The organism is Streptacidiphilus sp. ASG 303 (assembly GCF_020991365.1).
GTDB lineage: Bacteria > Actinomycetota > Actinomycetes > Streptomycetales > Streptomycetaceae > Peterkaempfera.
On sequence record NZ_JAJLRA010000024.1, the window covers coordinates 26,206 to 40,328 of the forward strand.

At 76.9% G+C, this 14,123-nt stretch carries 16 protein-coding genes; 7 read left to right on the plus strand and 9 right to left on the minus strand.

The genetic code is table 11. The annotated features are described in order from the left end of the window. Positions 1 to 90 precede the first annotated feature (90 nt). The 6 genes from LO771_RS23505 to hemB all read left to right on the plus strand — a co-directional run bounded on the left by LO771_RS23505 (position 91) and on the right by hemB (position 6,968). Entirely contained in the window at positions 91 to 816 is a 726-nt protein-coding gene (locus LO771_RS23505; RefSeq protein ID WP_230746157.1) for a 3'-5' exonuclease, read from the plus strand. A 101-nt stretch (positions 817 to 917) separates the two neighbouring features. Next, positions 918 to 1,775 carry a redox-sensing transcriptional repressor Rex gene (locus tag LO771_RS23510; RefSeq protein WP_230746159.1) on the plus strand — a complete coding sequence of 286 codons (858 nt, stop codon included), beginning with the start codon at positions 918 to 920 and terminating at the stop codon, positions 1,773 to 1,775. Further along, positions 1,772 to 3,106, plus strand: a complete 1,335-nt coding sequence (locus LO771_RS23515) for a glutamyl-tRNA reductase (protein WP_230746161.1) — start codon at positions 1,772 to 1,774, stop codon at positions 3,104 to 3,106. The genes LO771_RS23510 and LO771_RS23515 overlap by 4 nt, the downstream gene beginning before the upstream one ends. Before the next feature lie 41 nt (positions 3,107 to 3,147). Next, positions 3,148 to 4,176, plus strand: a complete 1,029-nt coding sequence (hemC, locus tag LO771_RS23520; protein WP_230746163.1) for a hydroxymethylbilane synthase — start codon at positions 3,148 to 3,150, stop codon at positions 4,174 to 4,176. Beyond that, complete coding sequence (locus tag LO771_RS23525) at positions 4,173 to 5,867, plus strand: uroporphyrinogen-III synthase (protein ID WP_230746165.1); 1,695 nt, start codon at positions 4,173 to 4,175, stop codon at positions 5,865 to 5,867. Before hemC ends, LO771_RS23525 begins: the two co-directional genes overlap by 4 nt. Positions 5,868 to 5,981: 114 nt before the next feature. Beyond that, the gene (gene hemB / locus LO771_RS23530) at positions 5,982 to 6,968 is read left to right on the plus strand and encodes a porphobilinogen synthase (protein ID WP_230746167.1); all 987 of its coding nucleotides are present in this window, start codon (positions 5,982 to 5,984) and stop codon (positions 6,966 to 6,968) included. An 84-nt stretch (positions 6,969 to 7,052) separates the two neighbouring features. Here the strand turns inward: hemB and LO771_RS23535 are convergent, their stop codons facing one another. The 3 genes from LO771_RS23535 to LO771_RS23545 all read right to left on the minus strand — a co-directional run bounded on the left by LO771_RS23535 (position 7,053) and on the right by LO771_RS23545 (position 8,270). After that, positions 7,053 to 7,460, minus strand: coding sequence for a hypothetical protein (locus LO771_RS23535; RefSeq protein WP_230746169.1), 408 nt, complete (start codon positions 7,458 to 7,460; stop codon positions 7,053 to 7,055). Positions 7,461 to 7,569: 109 nt separating this feature from the next. Then, a complete protein-coding gene (locus tag LO771_RS31150) occupies positions 7,570 to 7,962 on the minus strand; it encodes a chaplin (RefSeq protein WP_230746172.1) in 393 nt (130 codons plus the stop codon). Positions 7,963 to 8,027: 65 nt separating this feature from the next. Continuing rightward, the gene (locus LO771_RS23545; RefSeq protein WP_230746174.1) at positions 8,028 to 8,270 is read right to left on the minus strand and encodes a chaplin; all 243 of its coding nucleotides are present in this window, start codon (positions 8,268 to 8,270) and stop codon (positions 8,028 to 8,030) included. A gap of 593 nt (positions 8,271 to 8,863) precedes the next feature. Here LO771_RS23545 and LO771_RS23550 point away from each other — a divergent pair. Then, positions 8,864 to 9,109: a chaplin gene (locus LO771_RS23550; protein WP_230746176.1), complete on the plus strand. Its 246-nt coding sequence runs from the start codon at positions 8,864 to 8,866 to the stop codon at positions 9,107 to 9,109. A gap of 200 nt (positions 9,110 to 9,309) precedes the next feature. Here the strand turns inward: LO771_RS23550 and LO771_RS23555 are convergent, their stop codons facing one another. The 6 genes from LO771_RS23555 to LO771_RS23580 form a co-directional block, all read right to left on the minus strand. Beyond that, positions 9,310 to 9,570: a hypothetical protein gene (locus LO771_RS23555; RefSeq protein ID WP_230746178.1), complete on the minus strand. Its 261-nt coding sequence runs from the start codon at positions 9,568 to 9,570 to the stop codon at positions 9,310 to 9,312. After that, the gene (locus LO771_RS23560) at positions 9,567 to 10,001 is read right to left on the minus strand and encodes a hypothetical protein (protein ID WP_230746180.1); all 435 of its coding nucleotides are present in this window, start codon (positions 9,999 to 10,001) and stop codon (positions 9,567 to 9,569) included. The genes LO771_RS23555 and LO771_RS23560 overlap by 4 nt, the downstream gene beginning before the upstream one ends. A gap of 151 nt (positions 10,002 to 10,152) precedes the next feature. Beyond that, a complete protein-coding gene (locus LO771_RS23565; RefSeq protein WP_230746182.1) occupies positions 10,153 to 11,631 on the minus strand; it encodes a sensor histidine kinase KdpD in 1,479 nt (492 codons plus the stop codon). Further along, positions 11,628 to 12,428 (minus strand): response regulator transcription factor, encoded by an 801-nt coding sequence (locus LO771_RS23570; RefSeq protein ID WP_308188986.1) that lies wholly within the window; start codon positions 12,426 to 12,428, stop codon positions 11,628 to 11,630. The genes LO771_RS23565 and LO771_RS23570 overlap by 4 nt, the downstream gene beginning before the upstream one ends. 162 nt (positions 12,429 to 12,590) lie before the next feature. After that, a complete protein-coding gene (locus LO771_RS23575; RefSeq protein WP_230746184.1) occupies positions 12,591 to 12,926 on the minus strand; it encodes a YnfA family protein in 336 nt (111 codons plus the stop codon). A gap of 97 nt (positions 12,927 to 13,023) precedes the next feature. Then, the gene (locus LO771_RS23580) at positions 13,024 to 13,872 is read right to left on the minus strand and encodes a hypothetical protein (RefSeq protein WP_230746193.1); all 849 of its coding nucleotides are present in this window, start codon (positions 13,870 to 13,872) and stop codon (positions 13,024 to 13,026) included. Positions 13,873 to 14,123 lie beyond the last annotated feature (251 nt).

The following is a 14,123-nucleotide window of genomic DNA, read 5'->3' on the forward strand; positions in this document are numbered from 1 at the left end:
GGATCCGCCGACTTGTCGCACGGACAGTTCGTCGGCTTACCATCGAGGGGTTTTGAGCCGTACGGGGGTTGGACAGAGAGGGACCGTCCCGTGCTTCCCCGCCGACTCCCGGCGGCGCCCGCCGCGCCCCGTACGGCTGCGGCCCACGCCCGCGGCTACGCGGTGGTGGACGTCGAGGCCACCGGCCGCAGCCCGTGGCGGCACCGGGTGGTGGAGGTCGCGGTGGTCGCCCTGGACCGCTTCCTGCACCCGGTGGCCGAGTACACCACCCTGATCGACCCGGAGGGCCCGGTGGGCCCCACCCACGTCCACCGGATCACCCAGGACGAGGTGGCGGGCGCGCCGCGCTTCCGGGAGGTCGCCCCGCAGCTGCTGGAGCTGCTCTCCGGCCGCCTGCTGGTCGGCCACCACGTGGCCTGCGACCGCGCCTTCCTGGAGCGCGAGTTCGCCCGGATCGGCGTCGACCTGCCGCCCGTCCCCTCCCTGTGCACCATGCGGCTGGCCCGCGACCACCTGCCCGCCGCGGGCGGCTTCGGCCTGCGGGCCTGCGCGGAGGCGGCGGGCCTGCCGCCGTTCGCGGCGCACACCGCGCTGGGGGACGCCCTGACCACGGCCGACCTGCTGCGGCACTGCGCGGCGCGGCACCCGGCCCGCCCGCTGCGGCCCGCCGAGTGGACCCGGGCGCTGCGGGAGGCCGCCGCCCTGGCGTGGCCCAGCCTGGCCGCGCCCCGCGTCCCCCCGGCGCGGTGCGCCCGGACGCGGGCGAACGCACCGGCGGCCGCGCCGGTTCCGGACGCCCGCGGGGGTGACGCGTGATGCGCGTCACTGTTCGGGGACAAATCGGACACAATCTTTGTGCACACGTTCACAAACGCATAGCCTGGCTGCCAAAGCCCAGCTTCACCCTCAGGAGCACCGTGGCAACTGGCCGACCCACCCACACCGCCGACCGCGGCCGCCCGGCCAACCGTGGCCGGGGCATTCCGGAGGCAACGGTCGCGCGCCTGCCGCTGTACCTGCGCGCGCTGACCGCCCTCTCCGAGCGCTCGGTGCCCACGGTCTCCTCGGAGGAGCTCGCCTCCGCCGCCGGGGTGAACTCCGCGAAGCTCCGCAAGGACTTCTCCTACCTCGGCTCCTACGGGACCCGGGGCGTCGGCTACGACGTGGAGTACCTCGTCTACCAGATCTCCCGCGAGCTGGGCCTGACCCAGGACTGGCCCGTGGTGATCGTCGGCATCGGCAACCTCGGCCACGCCCTGGCCAACTACGGCGGCTTCGCCTCCCGGGGCTTCCGCGTGGCGGCGCTGCTGGACGCCGACCCCGCCGTGGTGGGAACCAGCGCCGCCGGGCTGCCCGTCCGGCACATGGACGAACTCGAGGACATCGTGGAGGACGAGCAGGTGTCGATCGGCGTCATCACCACGCCGCCCGGTGCCGCCCAGCAGGTCTGCGACCGGCTGGTCGCGGCCGGGGTGACCTCCATCCTGAACTTCGCGCCCACCGTGCTCTCCGTGCCCGACGGCGTGGACGTGCGCAAGGTCGACCTCTCCATCGAGCTGCAGATCCTGGCCTTCCACGAGCAGCGCAAGGCGGGCGAGGAGGCCGAGCAGGCCCTCGCCGCGCCCGCGGCCGCCAAGGCCGCCGCGTCCTCCGGGCCCTCCTCCGAGCCGGTCGTCCCCGCCGCGGCGGACCGTCCGGCCAGGACCGCCGCCAAGCTGCGCCGCGCCGCCGCGTCCGGGACCGACGGGGACCTCCCCGCCGTGATGCCGGCATGAGCCTCCTCGTCGTCGGCCTCAGCCACCGCACCGCGCCCGTCGGCGTCCTGGAGCGCACCGCGCTCACCGGGGACTCCCGCGAGCGGCTGCTGCACGCCTCCGCCGCCTCCGCCACCGTCGCCGAGGCCGCCCTGCTGGCCACCTGCAACCGGGTCGAGCTCTACGCCGACGTGGACAAGTTCCACGCCGGGGTCGCCGAGCTCTCCACCCTGCTGGCCCTGCACAGCGGCGTCGACCTGGACGAGCTGACCGCGCACCTCTACGTCCACTACGAGGACCGCGCCGTGCACCACCTCTTCTCGGTGGCCTGCGGCCTGGACTCCATGGTGGTCGGCGAGGGCCAGATCCTCGGCCAGATCCGCGACGCGCTCTCCCTCGCACAGGAGGAGCACACCGCCGCCCGCGGCCTCAACGAGCTCTTCCAGCAGGCCCTGCGGGTCGGCAAGCGCGCCCACAGCGAGACCGGCATCGACCGGGCCGGGCAGTCGCTGGTCACCTTCGGCCTGGAGCAGGTCGCCGCCGTGTCCGGCCCCGTCGCCGGCAAGCGGGCCCTGGTCGTCGGCGCGGGCTCGATGAGCTCGCTGGCCGCCGCGACCCTGGACCGCGCCGGGGTGGCCGACCTCGTCATCGCCAACCGCACGGCCGACCGGGCCGAGCGCCTCGCCGCCGGCCTGGGCGCCCGCACGGTCGCCTTCGACAAGGTCGCCGCCGCCATGGCGGAGGCCGACCTCGTCGTCTCCTGCACCGGCGCCGCCGGGCTGGTCATCGACGCCGACCAGGTGCGGGACGCCGTCCGCGACCGCGAGGCCGGCGCACCGCCGCTGGCCCTGCTCGACCTGGCGATGCCCCGCGACGTCGACGCCGCGGTGCACGCGGTCGAGGGCGCCCGCCTCGTCGACATCGAGAGCCTCGCCGGCGCCGCCGCCGACCAGCCGGGCGCGGTCGACGTGGACGCCGTCCGCGGCATCGTGGCCCAGGAGGTCGAGGCGTTCGGCGCGGCCCAGCGGGCCGCGCGGATCACGCCCACCGTGGTCGCCCTGCGCACCATGGCCTCCGACGTCGTCCTCAGCGAGCTGGACCGGCTCGACGGCCGGCTGCCCGGCCTCGACCCCAAGGCCCGCGCCGAGATCGCCCAGACCGTGCGCCGGGTCGTCGACAAGCTGCTGCACGCGCCCACCGTGCGGGTGAAGCAGCTGGCCGGGGAGCCCGGCGGCGCCTCCTACGCGGAGGCCCTGCGGGAGCTGTTCGACCTCGACCCGGCGGCCGTCGAGGCCGTGTCCGGCGCGCCCCGGCAGGAGGCGGCCCCGGCCGCGAAGGGCGGCGCCCGATGAACCACCACCCAGGCAACCAGCACGACCGGGACGATCATGTCATGAATGGTCAACTCAGCGCCATCGCAGGCGAGTTGAAGCAGCGGACCCTGCGGCTCGGCACCCGCCGCAGCGCCCTGGCCATGGCCCAGTCGGGCATGGTCGCGGAGCAGGTCTCCCGGGCCACCGGCCGCCCCGTCGAACTGGTGGAGATCACCACCTACGGCGACACCTCCCGCGAGCACCTCGCGCAGATAGGCGGCACCGGCGTCTTCGTCTCCGCCCTGCGCGACGCGCTGCTGGACGGGCGCATCGACCTGGCCGTGCACTCCCTCAAGGACCTGCCCACCGCCGCCCCCGACGGGCTGCTGCTGGCCGCCGTCCCCGAGCGGGAGGACGTCCGCGACGCCCTGGTGGTCCGCGACGCCCTCACCCTCGACGAGCTCGCCGAGAAGTGCGGCGCCCGCGGCGAGGGCCGCCCGGCCCGCGTCGGCACCGGCTCGCCCCGCCGCATGGCCCAGCTCAACGCGTACGCCGCCGCCCGCGGCCTGGACCTCGAGACCGTGCCGATCCGCGGCAACGTCGACACCCGCATCGGCTACGTCCGCGCGGGCGAGCTCGACGCCGTGGTGCTGGCCGCCGCCGGGCTGAGCCGCCTCGGCCGCCTCGCCGAGGCGACCCAGCTGCTCGGGACCGACCTCATGCTCCCGGCCCCCGGCCAGGGCGCGCTGGCCGTCGAGTGCGCCGCGGGCGACACCGCGCTCGCCGCAGCGCTCGCCGTGCTCGACCACCGCCCCACCCGGGCCGCCGTCACCGCCGAGCGAGCCCTGCTCGCCGCCCTCGAAGCCGGCTGCTCCGCCCCCGTGGGCGCGCTGGCCACCGTGCTCGGGCCCGAGGGGCCCGCCACCGAACTGCGGCTGGAGGGCGTGGTCGGCACCCCCGACGGCGCCACCCTGCTGCAGATGTCCACCACCGGTCCGATCGTTCTCGACGGGACCTCCGAGCAGCAGGCGCAGGCCCTCGGCCGCGACCTCGCCGCCCGGATGCTCGCCGGGGGCGCGGCCGGTCTGATGGGGGAGCGAGTCCTGTGAGCCCCACCGCCACCACCGACGCACACGGCCACCGCAAGGGCGGACAGGTGACCTTCCTGGGCGCCGGACCCGGCGACCCCGGACTGCTGACGCTCCGCGCGGTCGAGGTGCTGGCGTCGGCCGACGTGCTCGTCGCCGACCCGCTCACCGCCGCGGCCGTCCGCACCCACTGCCCCGAGGGCGTCGAGGTCCACACGCCCGGCGACACCGACGGCGCCGACGGCGCCGGCGGAACCGCCGGCGACGCCGCGGAGACCGCCGACTGGGGCGCCGCCGCCCTGGCCAAGCTGGTCGCCACCGCGGTCAAGGCCGGGCGGCACGTCGTGCGCACCGTCGACGGCGACCCCGGCCTGGACGGCCGTGCCGCCGAGGAGATGCTGGCCTGCGCCAAGGACCGCATCCCCTTCGAGGTCGTGCCCGGCGTCGCCCAGTCCGTGGGCGTCCCCGCCTACGCCGGCGTGCCGCTGCGCGGCCGCCGCGGCGCCGACGTGCGGTTCGTCGACGCCGCCACCCTGGAGCCGCAGGGCTGGGCCGACCTCGGCACCTGCGACGCCACCCTGGTCGTCCGCACCACCCTGGGCCAGCTGCCCGCCACCGCCGCCGCCCTGACGGCCCACGGCCGCAAGCCCGACTCGCCGCTCTCGGCCACCCTCGGCGGCACCACCACCCGGCAGCGGACCTTCACCGCGACGCTGGCCACCATCGCGGCCGAGCTCAAGAGCGCCAAGGTGCTGCCCTCCCCGGTGTCCGCACCGGTCGACCCGCAGACCCCCGTCATAGCGGTGGTCGGCGAGCAGGTCGGCATGCGCGACTCCCTGTCGTGGTTCGAGACCAAGCCGCTCTTCGGCTGGAACGTCCTGGTGCCCCGCACCAAGGAGCAGGCCGCCTCCCTCTCCGACCAGCTCCGCTCCTACGGCGCGGTGCCCCACGAGGTGCCCACCATCGCCGTGGAGCCGCCGCGCACCCCGCAGCAGATGGAGCGGGCGATCAAGGGCCTGGTCACCGGCCGCTACGAGTGGATCGCCTTCACCTCGGTCAACGCGGTGCGCGCGGTCCGCGAGAAGTTCGAGGAGTACGGCCTCGACGCCCGCGCCTTCGCCGGCATCAAGGTCGCCGCCGTGGGCGAGACCACCGCCCAGGCGCTGGTCGACTTCGGCGTCAAGCCCGACCTCATGCCCTCCGGCGAGCAGTCCGCGGCCGGGCTGCTGGAGGACTGGCCGCCGTACGACCCGGTCTTCGACCCGATCGACCGGGTGCTGCTGCCCCGCGCCGACATCGCCACCGAGACCCTGGTGGCCGGGCTCATCGACCTCGGCTGGGAGGTGGACGACGTCACGGCCTACCGCACCGTGCGCGCCTCGCCGCCGCCGGCCGCGACCCGTGAGGCGATCAAGGGCGGCGGCTTCGACGCCGTGCTCTTCACCTCGTCCTCCACCGTGCGGAACCTCGTCGGCATCGCCGGCAAGCCGCACAACGTCACCGTCATCGCCTGCATCGGCCCGGCCACCGCCAAGACCGCCGAGGAGCACGGCCTGCGGGTCGACGTGCTCTCCCCGGCGCCCTCCGCGGCCGCGCTCGCCGAGGCCCTCGCCGACTTCGGCGCGGCCCGCCGCGACGCCGCGCTGGAGGCCGGCGAGCAGGTGTACCGGCCGAGCGAGCGCCGCCCCGGCTCCCGCAGGAAGGCCCGCTGAACCGCCCGAACCGCCCGGAACCGCCCGACCCGTCCCGTCCGGGACACCCCGCCGCCGGCAGCACCCGGCCGGCGGGGCGCCGCCGGGAGCCACGCTGAAAGGCACCGCACCGTCATGACCGGCTTCCCCCTCCACCGCCCCCGGCGGCTGCGCACCACCCCGGCGGTGCGCCGCCTGGTCGCCGAGACCCGGCTGCACCCGGCCCAGCTGATCCTCCCGGCCTTCGTGCGGGAGGGGATCGCCGAGCCGGTGCCGATCGCCTCCATGCCCGGCGTCGTCCAGCACACCCGCGACACGCTGCGCAAGGCGGCGGTGGAGGCGGCCGAGGCCGGCCTCGGCGGGATCATGCTCTTCGGGGTGCCCGCGGTGCAGGACGCCTGCGGCTCGGAGGGGACCAATCCCGACGGCATCCTCCAGCAGGCCATCCGCGACGTGGTGGCCGAGGTCGGCGACCGGCTGGTGGTCATGTCCGACCTGTGCCTGGACGAGTTCACCGACCACGGGCACTGCGGCGTGCTCGCCGCCGACGGCACCGTCGACAACGACGCGACCCTGGAGCGCTACGCCGAGATGGCCGTGGTCCAGGCCGAGGCGGGCGTCCACATGGTCGGCCCCTCCGGCATGATGGACGGCCAGGTCGGCGTGGTCCGCGAGGCCCTGGACGGCGCGGGCCACCAGGACGTCGCCGTCCTCGCCTACACCGCCAAGTACGCCTCCGGCTTCTTCGGCCCCTTCCGGGAGGCCGTCGGCTCCTCGCTCCAGGGCGACCGCAAGGGCTACCAGCAGGACCCGGCCAACGCCCGCGAGGCGCTGCGCGAGCTGGAGCTCGACCTCGCCGAGGGCGCCGACCTCGTCATGGTCAAGCCCGCCATGGCGTACCTGGACGTGCTGCGGCAGGTCGCCGACGCCTCCCCGGTGCCGGTCGCCGCGTACCAGGTCTCCGGCGAGTACGCGATGGTCGAGGCCGCGGCCGCCAACGGCTGGATCGACCGCGACCGGGTGGTCATGGAGACGCTGACCTCCATCCACCGGGCCGGCGCCGAGCAGATCCTCACCTACTGGGCCGTGGAGGCCGCCCGCACCCTGCGGGAGCGGCTCTGACCGCGGCGCGCACGCCGCGCACGCGCCGAGGGCGGCTCCCCGTGGGGGAGCCGCCCTCGGCGCGTCACGGGCGGGGGCCGGCGCTCAGCCCCGCACCGCCCCGCCCAGGACCTGGCCCAGGACCGGCAGGTCCTTGAGCCCGCCGCCGCCGCTGAGCGGCGCGGTCAGCGGCAGGGTGCTGAGGGGGCGGGTCTGCCCGTTGGGGGTCTTCGGCTCCACCGAGACGGCGTTGGTCAGCGGGTCGGCGGAGGAGTTGGCCCAGGGGTCCAGCCGCAGCTCCGTCACCGGGCGCAGGGCGCTGCCCGCGGTGGTGCCGAGCGTGCCGAGCGCCGCCCTGGTGTCCACCGGCTGCAGCGTGGCGTCGGGGGCCTGGGCCGGCTGCGGGGCACGGGCCTCGGCGGCCATGGCGGGCGTGTGCGCGGCGAGGGTGCCGAGCACGGCCGCTCCGACGGCGGCGAGTGCGCGGCCTGCCGCGCGGGACGGGGTCTTCATGGCTGTCGTCCTCTCCTGGGGGCGGGCTCTCCTGGGGCCGGTCTGCGGCGCGGCGCTGCCCCTCGGGCTCTCGGGCTCCGAGGGGCAGCGCCGTACGGTGCGACGCGGATCAGCAGTCCTTGCCGTGGCCCTTGCCGTGCTCGCCCTTGTGCTCGCCGTGGCCCTTGTCCCAGCCGCCGTGCTCGTGGCCGCGCTCGCCGCCGTACTCGTGGCCGCGCTCGCCGCCGTACTCGTGGCCGCGCTCGTGGCCGAAGCCGCCCGAGGCGTTGATGCAGGTGTTGCCGAAGGCCGGGTTCAGGATGCCCACGACGTTGATCGAGTTGCCGCAGACGTTGACCGGGATGTGGATCGGCAGCTGCACGACGTTGCCGGAGGCCACACCGGGGGAGCCGACCGCCGCACCCTGGGCGCCGGCGCCCAGGGCGGAGGCGGAGGCGGCACCGGCGACGATCATGCCGAGGGAGGCGGCAGAGACGAGGGTGGCCTTCTTGATGTTGCGCATGGTGAATCTCCTGGATTCGGATGGGTGCCGCCTGCGGTGGCCGCGGACGGCGGTGTGGAACCGGGTCAGCCGGCGTTGACGCAGGTGTTGCCGAACGCGGGGTTCAGCAGGCCGATGACCGTGATGGTGTTGCCGCACAGGTTGACCGGGACGCTGACCGGGACCTGGATGACGTTGCCGGAGACGACGCCGGGGGAGCCGACCGCGGCACCCTCCGCGCCGCTGCTGGCCGAGGCCGCACCGGCACCGGCGGCGAGCAGGCCGGACGCCGCGACGGTGATGACGGCAGCCTTCTTGAAAGAGCGCATGGTGGGAATTCCTCCGTGTTTCCGCCCTGCCGTGGAACCGGCGGGCGATGTGCGAAACGACAATGCTGGCCCCAGGGATGCGCGCAATGTGCGGCGATCACTCGGGCGGCCCACCCCGGGCATTTCCGCCACGGTGCAAGCCGGAGTGTTCAGACGATTACACACAGTTCCCCGAGAAGTTTTGGCACACGCCGTGATGCCCCGCATGTCGAGGCGGTCCGCTGGGATGGAGACCCGCTCCCGGGAGCGGCCCGAGGGTGCGTCAGGCGGTGCGCCGGACGTCCCGGAGGGCCGGTTCCAGCGCTGCGACCGGCGTGCTGACGGCGTTTCCGGGTGCCGTCCCGACGATGTGGCGCATGGTTTCTTCTCTCCCGAGGGGCTGGATCGAGGACCTCGTGCTGGAGAACGACCGACCCGCCGCCCGGGAACGGCCTCGGGTGCGGCGATCACCCGGATGGGGGGTGCGGGCCGGGACTTTGCTGCATGCGGGTGAATGTGCGACACCGCTCATGCCCTGCGGTCCGGAGCGTCGTTGATCAGGGGGCACGCCCAGTGCTCACGGTTCGACAGGTATGTACACAAAGGAGACATCAATGAACGCGCCCAAGAAGGTGGCCGCCGTTTCCCTCGCCGCCGCCGGCCTGATCGCCGCGGGTGCGGGTTCCGCCATGGCGAGCTCCGGGGCCGAGGGTGCCGCGATCGGCTCGCCCGGCGTCATCTCCGGCAACGCCATCCAGGTGCCGGTCAGCGTGCCGGTGAACCTGTGCGGCAACACCGTCAACCTGCTCATCGCCGCCGTCAACCCGGCCTTCGGCAACACCTGCGTCAACGCCGGCTGACCCGCTGCGCGCCGGAGCCGCCGGCACCCGTCTCCCTCCTAGGGCGGGTGCCGGCGGCTCCGTGCCGTCCGGCTCTCTGCGGTGGTGCGGCTCCCCGGCCGCGCGGCGCGGCGGGCGCCCGGCGCTGCGGCGGCCCGGGCGGGCCGGGCGGGCCGGGCGGGCCGGGGCCGGTCCGGCCGTGTGCGGGTCCGGCGGACGCCCTACCCGTCGGCGGTCGCGTCGGCGTCGGCGGCGTCGGCCGCCTGCTCGGCGCCGGAGACCAGCCCCTGCATCCGCTGCAGGTCGGCGTCGGCCGCGTCGCCCGACCCGGCCCCGGACCCGGGCGCCGCCGACGGCGCCGCCGGGGCGGGCGCGGCCGGGGCGGACGCGGCCGACCGGTCGGTGCAGCCGGTGACGGCGGGCGCCGCCAGGGCGAGGGCCGCGGCCAGCAGCAGCGCGGCGCGGCGCGGCGCCCCGGTCACGACGTGCCGTCCGCGTCACCGCGGGTCCGGCACCAGGCCTCGACCTTCTGCAGGTCGGCGCGCCGCTGGGTGAGGGTGCCCACCATGGACTTCCGGTGGTCGAGACGGTGGCTGAGGTAGTTGTGGACCGCCGTGTGCCCGGCGGCCTGGGCGTTGTCGACCCGCTGCTGGAGGCGGGCGATCGAGCCGCGGACCCCGGGACCTGCCTGCAGGCGGGTCAGGGCCCGGTCGATGCGGCGCTCGATCCTGGGCGCGCGGACGCAGAGCACCCTCGCGCCGTCGCCCTTCACGGCCTTCGCGCCGGCGGACGCGGCGGGGGCGGGGGAGGCGGAGCCGGTGGCCGCGGAGGCCGGGACGGCGGCCGTGGTCAGCAGGGACCCGGCGAGCGCGAGCCCGGCCAGTCCCCCGGTGAGTGCGGTCCTGCGGTTCATGGGACGTCCTTTCCGCTGGTACGACACGGTTCCCGTCCGGTGCCCCTGCCGGGGCCGGACGGCGTGCCGCCGAGCGTAGGGAGGCTCCCTGGGGATTCTCTGGGAGTTCCGGGCCCGCCGGACCCGGCCGGACCGGGACGGCGGAGCGGGCTCAGGCCGGGAGGCCCGCCGTGGTGCCGGCCAGCCAGTCGCGGCGCAGCGGGAGCTCCAGGGTGCGGGTGTCGTCGGGGGAGGGCAGCAGCGGCAGCCGCACCTCGAACCTGCTCCCGCCTCCCGGTGCGTCCAGCACCCGGACCGTGCCGCGGTGCAGGTGGACCTGCTGGGCGATCAGTGTCAGGCCGAGGCCCGAACCGGGGCTGCCGGGGCGGCGGTGGAACCGTTCGAAGACCCGCTCCCGCTCGGCCGGCGGGACGCCGGGCCCGCGGTCGTCCACCGTGAGGACGGCCGACGGCGGGCCCGCCTGCCCGCTCCGCCGCAGCCGGACCTCCACCCGCCCCGCCGCGTCCGGCCCGCGGCCGTGGACCAGGGCGTTGGTGAGCAGGTTGTCCACGGCCATCCGCAGGCCCGGCTCCCAGCCCCAGGCCCGCAGGTCCTCGGCCGCCTCCACGGCCAGGTCCGCCTCCGGGCGGCGGCGCGCGGTGTCCCGGACGCAGCTGCGGACCAGCAGGGCCAGGTCCACCGGCCCGAAGGCGTCGGCCTCGACGAGGTCGCCCTGGGCCAGTCCGCGCAGGGTGAGCAGCAGCCCCAGCAGCCGGGCGTGCTCCGTGCGCAGGTCGCCGAGGATCTCCTCCCGGTCGGCGGGGTCCAGGTGCGGGTGGGCGCTGAGGACCTCCAGGTTGGTCTGCATGCTCATCAGCGGGGTGCGCAGCTCGTGGGAGGCCGCCGCGGAGAAGGAGCGGGCGGTGGCCAGCGCCTCGGCCGTCCGCCCGGCCTGCTCGTCGTACCGGGCCAGCACGGTGTGCAGGGTGCGGGCGAGGTCGTCGACCTCCGCCACCCGGGTCGGCGCGTGCGGCGGGCGGGCGGTGCTGGTCCGCGGGTCCAGTCCGCTGGTGCGCCGCTGCAGCAGCCGCAGCGGCCGCACCGCCCGCCGGGCGACGAGCAGCCCCGCCCCGGCGGCGAGGGGTGCGGCGACCAGGGCCGCCAGCACGACACGGGACCGGACCGCGCGGATCCGTGCCTGCCGGGCGGAGTCCGGGGAGAAGAGCCGCAGCGTGCCCCCGGCGGCACCGCCCACCGGCAGGGCCAGCGCCCGCCAGCTCTCCCCGTCCGCGCGCACCGTGACCGGGACCCCGGCCACCCCGGGCAGCGGCGTCCCGGCCGGCGGGGTCGGGCCGCCCTCGGCGACCACCGCCCCCGAGCGGTCGGCGACCTGGACGCCGACGTCCAGGGCTGCGGAGAACAGCAGGCGCTGCCGGGTGCGCTCCGCCCGCGGCCGTCCGTCGAGCTGCGCGGCGAGCAGGCCCCTGGCCAGCGGGGCGGCGGCCGCGGCCCGGGCGCGCAGGTCGCCGTCCCGCTGCCGGTCCAGGTCTCGGTCGACCAGGCGGAGCAGCAGGCCGCCGGCGGCCAGGACCAGCAGGGGCACCGTGACGCCGACCGCGACGGCGACCCGGGCGGCGAGCGAGAGCCTCACCGGTCCGCCCCCGCCCGGTCCGTCCCCGCCCGGTCCGCGTCCGGGCCGCCCGCGTCCGGCCCGCCCGCGTCCGGCCCGCCCGCGTCCGGCCCGCCCGCGTCCGGCCCGTCGGGGCGCAGGACGAAGCCGACCCCGCGCACGGTGTGGACCAGCCGCGGCCGCCCGCCGGCCTCCAGTTTGCGCCGGAGGTAGCTGACGAAGGTGTCGACCGTGTTCGTGGTGACCTGGAAGTCGTACCCCCACACCCGGTCCAGCAGCGTGTCGCGGCTGAGGACCAGCCCGGCGTTGCGGGCCAGCACCTCCAGCAGCTCGAACTCCCGCCGGGTCAGGGCGACGGGCACGCCGTCGCAGCTCACCTCCCGGGTGGCCGGGTCCAGGGCCAGGCCGCCGACCCGCAGCACCCCCGAGGGGGCCTGCCCGCGGCGCCGCAGCAGCGCCCGCAGGCGCAGCACCAGCTCCTGCAGGGCGAACGGCTTCACCAGGTAGTCGTCCGCGCCCGCCTCCAGGCCGGCCACCCGGTCGTCCACCTCGTCCAGCGCCGAGAGCATCAGCACCGGGAGCTCGCTCCCCGCCGCCCGCAGCCGCCGGCAGACCTCGGTGCCGGCGAGGTCGGGCATCGAGACGTCGAGCACCACCGCGTCCTGGCCGCCGCGCGCCAGTTCGGCCAGGGCCGCGACGCCGCCGGGCGCGAGCGCCACCGCGAAGCCGTTCAGCCGCAGCCCGCGCTCCAGCGACCGCCGGATCGCCGCGTCGTCGTCCACCACCAGCACCCGTGCCGCCGCCGTCGCGTCCGCCACCTGCCGCCCACCGCCCTCCGCCGCCCGTGGATCCGGCCGCACCCTAACCCGGGGCGGCGCGGCCCGCGGCGCCGGTGGGCCGTTCCCAGAGAAATCCCAGAGTTCCCCCGGGGGCCCGCGGGCGGCGCCCGCCCGGCCCGCCCGGCCCGCCCGGCCCGCCGGTCAGCGCCCGCGCGGTGCGTACATGATCAGTCCGACGCCGGCCAGGCAGACGAGGGCGCCCGCCACGTCCCACCGGTCGGGCCGGTAGCCGTCCACGGCCGCCCCCCAGGCCAGCGACCCGGCGACGAACACCCCGCCGTAGGCGGCCAGGATCCGCCCGAAGTGGGCGTCCGGCTGGAGGGTGGCGACGAACCCGTACGCGCCCAGCGCGACGACGCCCGCGCCGGCCCACGCCCACCCGCGGTGCTCGCGGACGCCCTGCCACACCAGCCACGCGCCCCCGATCTCCAGGACGGCTGCGAGCAGGAAGAGCAGGACGGAGCGCGCGACGGTCATGGCCGGGACCCTACCGGGGCGCCCCCGGGGCCCCGGGGCCGTGCCAGCCGGGCCCGGCGGCACGGGACGCGGCGCCGAACCGCGGCGCCCCCGGGCGTCAGTACCGCTGGGCCTTGGCCACCTTCGGTGTCACCGGCCCGCCCGCGGCCTCCGCCGCGAAGGCCAGCTTGGTGGCGACGGCCCCCGCCGCCAGGTCCTTCGCCCCCACCACCGCGGACTCGACGGTCCTCCCGGAGGCGTCGACGAAGTCGACCTGCACGGCGTAGGAGGCGGTGGCCCCGCTGCTGTTGGTGATGGTGACCTTCGCCCCGGGGCGGCCCCCGGTGGTGCCGAGCGGCACCCCGGTGACCCGCACGTCGCCGACCGCGTTGCCGCTGCCGCTCACCTTGCCCAGCGCGGCCGACGCCGAGGCCTTCCCCGCCTGGACCTGGGCGGCCACCGACGCCTCGAAGGCCGACGCCCGCGCCCGGATCGAGGCGGCCGCCGCCGACGCAGACTCCAGCACCGAGGGGTGCGCGGAGGCGAACGACGCCGCGGCCGACTGGACGGCCGACGCCTGCCCCTGCGCCTCGGAGGCGATGGCCCCGGCCGCCTCGGAGGCGCGGGCCGCGGCGGACGCCGCGCCCTGCGACACCTCGGCGGCGGCCGACGCGGCGAGCCGGGACACCTGGGCCGCGGCCGACGCCGTGCTCCCGCCGCTCCCGTCCGAGCTGCTGCACGCGGTCGCCGCCGCGGCGACCGCCCCGGCGGCGGCGAGGACCGCCGCGCCGCCCGCCAGCCGCCGCCGCGCGATGCCCTCGGTCCGGGCCGTGGTGCGCCCCGTCGCCGTACGCCCCCCGCTCCCGGCGCCGTGCCCGGCGGCGTCCCGCCCGCCGGCACCGGGCTCCCGCGTGCCGCGCTCCTCGGTGCCGCGCTCTTCGGTGCCGCGCTCTCCGGTCGTGCTCATCGGGCTGCTCCTGCGGGGCGTGGGGTCGCCCGGGCGTTCCGCCGCGGGCCCGACCGCCAGCATGTCCCCCGCCCCGCCGCCCCCGCGACCGGTGCTCGCCCCAAGGAGTGACGGCCGCCCTGATCAGGCGTACGGCGGCAGCTCCCGGGTGTCGACCGTCCATCGCCCCACCTGGACGGTGTCCCCGAACACGCAGTCGTGACGTCCGCGGTGACGGGCGCCCTCCGGGCCCGTGCCGGGGTCGGACAGCA